The sequence below is a fragment of the Streptomyces sp. NPDC054840 genome, from assembly GCF_053611065.1.
Genome location: NZ_JBSGZP010000822.1, coordinates 1 through 2853 on the forward strand (window position 1 = coordinate 1; position 2853 = coordinate 2853).

1 protein-coding gene and 1 pseudogene are annotated in these 2853 nt (G+C 70.2%); both read right to left on the bottom strand.

The genetic code is table 11. The features are described 5' to 3' along the window. A pseudogene (locus ACWGIU_RS34565) lies at positions 1–357 on the bottom strand (hypothetical protein); the annotation flags it as partial. A 187-nt stretch (positions 358–544) separates the two neighbouring features. Continuing rightward, positions 545–2853 (bottom strand): rifamycin-inactivating phosphotransferase (rph, locus tag ACWGIU_RS34570; protein WP_453712061.1); only part of this gene is annotated, 2309 nt, incomplete at its 5' end.

The following is a 2853-nucleotide window of genomic DNA, read 5'->3' on the forward strand; positions in this document are numbered from 1 at the left end:
GCCGCGGAACGGCTCGTCCATGGTGGGGCGTCGGCCCGCCTCCGCCGGGGAGTCATGGTCGCCGCCGGCGAACAGGTCCACCACCCGCCCCGGCGCGAACGCCACCACCAGCAGCGCCAACGAGGCCAGCAGCCCGGCCACGTACCAGCCCGTGCGCCGCTTGGGCCGCGCGGGCGTGTAACTGCGCCAGCCCTCCGAGCCGCCGTCGGGCTCCGTACGCAGCCGCCGTGCCACCTGGCGGGCCCGCGCCGAGGGTTCCTTGGGAGCGTCGGCGGCACCTGCCGCCGACTCGCGCAGAAACTGCTCCCACTCCTCGTCGGACCTGGACGAACCGTCCGGCTCCGTACCCGCTCCCATCCCCAACCCCCTGGCCATCGGTCGACAGCGGCCCCCCGGGCACGCGTTCGCATCATGACACAGGGCACTGACGCCGAAGCCGGACGGTAGGACGGTGTGGGCGCGCCACATCTTCCCAACCGGCCGACGGGAGCGCTGTGATCGCGCTCATGGAAGCGCGGTCCCAGCACCCCCGCGACCAGCCGTGTCAGGGCAGGATCTCGACGTACCCGTCGGTCCCGTGCACGCGGATCCGCTGCCCGTCCCGGATCAGCGAGGTGGCCCGCATCACGCCCACGACGGCCGGCAGGCCGTACTCCCGGGCGATCACCGCCCCATGGGTCATCAGACCGCCCACCTCCGTCACCAGGCCGGCGATTCCGACGAACAACGGTGACCAGCTGGGGTCCGTGAAGGTCGTGACCAGGATGTCGCCCGCTTCGAGATCGGCCTCCGTCATGTCGAGGATGACGCGGGCCCTCCCCTCGACGGTCCCGGCGGAGACCGGCACGCCGATCAGGGATCCGACCGGCGCGTCCTCGCGCCGGTACGCCCCGTTGACGGCCTCACCGTCCGAGGTGAGCACCCGGGGCGGTGTGAGGTCGTGGTACGAGCGGAACGCCTCCGCGCGCTGCTGGATCAGCCGGTCGTCGACCCGGTTCGAGCGCACGACGTCGCGGAGTTCCTGGAACGTCAGGTAGAAGGCGTCCTCCTTCCGGAGAAGCACACCCGCCCGCACGAGGCGTTCGGCCTCCTTCAACAGGGCCTGTTTGTAGACGAAGTAGCGGCTGATGATGCCGTACTTCGGGTACTCCCGGTATCCGATGAAGGTTCTGACCCGGTCGATCATCCGCTGGACCTCGTCGGCCTTCCGGTCCCCGTCCGGCAGGGCACGCAAGCGTGACAGTACGTCCCGTTCCTTCCTCTGCGCCTTCTGCCGCCCTTGCTCGAAGCGCCGCTCGGCTGCGCCCGGCTCGCAGTTCCTGACGTGGTCCAGGAGCACGGGCAGCAGCGTGGCGGGGCGTTCGCTCCAACGTGGCCTCGTGATGTCGATCTCGCCGACGCAGCGCATGCCGTAGCGGTCGAGGTAGGTCTCGATGGCGTCGCGCGCCTCGGTCCCGCCCGGGAGCTTCGCCAACTCGTCCAGGAAGTCGTCGTCCTCGACCGCCTGCAGGAACGCCACCACCTCCGACAGCGGGCGGATGACGTCCGCGACGTCGAGCAGTGCCAGCCCCATCTCCGACGTGATGTTGCCGGGAGCGGACAGAGTCAGCGTGTCAGCCGCGTTCTTCTCGCCCAGCCACTCCTGCAGCGTGTCGTTGAGCCACCACGTGGCCTCCATCCCCGCCATGATCGTCTGAATGCTCAGCGGGTCGCTGAGAACCCGCTTGTGCTCCTCGAAGGCCTCCAGCAGGAAGTCGAACAGCTCCGGTCCGGTCTTCGTCCGGATGTCGCGCTCCAGAGCGGCGACGGACACCCGACTGCGCTGGATCAGCTCGGTGACGATGGCCGGATCGGTCCGGATCGGGGCGGGCGGGCCACCGGCCGGAGGCCCGCCGGGCCCCGCGTCCGGGAGCGAAGGGACGAAATCGTCGCGTTCGAGGACGGTCTCCAGAGCATCCCTGATCAGCGGATCACCCTTCCCCAGGGCGTCCAGGAGACCGGCGCGGGCGGCAGGCGAGGCCAGGCGCGGGGTGACGTCGACGAACAGCCTCCCGCCGGCCTCGTGCATCGGCACCATGGCCGTCAGCTGCCACATGGACCACCCCAGGGGCTTCATGGGGTCGGTCATCATCTGCCCATGACCGACGGACACGTAGACGTGGTTCTCCTCGTCGCCGGCTTCGGGGACGGGGAACAGCGTCGTGATCGGCCGGCTTTGCACGATGTGGAAGCTGTCGTCGGCCAGGCACCATTCGATGTCCTGGGGGCTGCCGAAGTGCGCTTCGATCCGCCGTCCGAGCTGTACGAGCCCGAGGACCTGAGCATCCGTCAGCGTCGGCTGCTCCCGTCGCCGCGCGTCGACCGTCCCGTCCCGCGTACCACCGGTCGGCAGAGCGTGAACGGAACGCTCTTCGGCGGCGATCGTCTTGGCGACGACCTGGCCGTTTCGCACCGTGAAGACATCCGGGTTCACCAGGCCGGAGACCAGGGCATCGCCGAGGCCGAGGCCGGCGTCCACGGTGGCGACCTTGCGGTTGCCCGTGACGGGGTCGGCCGTGAACAGGACGCCGGAGGCGTGCGGGAGGACCATCTGCTGCACGACCACGGCCATGAGGACCGTACGGTGGTCGATGCCGTTGCGCCGGCGGTATGTCACGGCCCGTTCGGTGAACAGCGAGGCCCAGCACCGGCTGACGTGCTGGAGGATCGCCGCCGGTCCCACGACGTTCAGGTACGAGTCCTGCTGTCCGGCGAAGGACGCTGTCGGCAGGTCCTCCGCCGTCGCGCTGGACCGGACGGCGTAGGCGGTGCGCTCGCCGAGCCGGGCGAGCGCGCCGGTGATCGCCGCAGCGA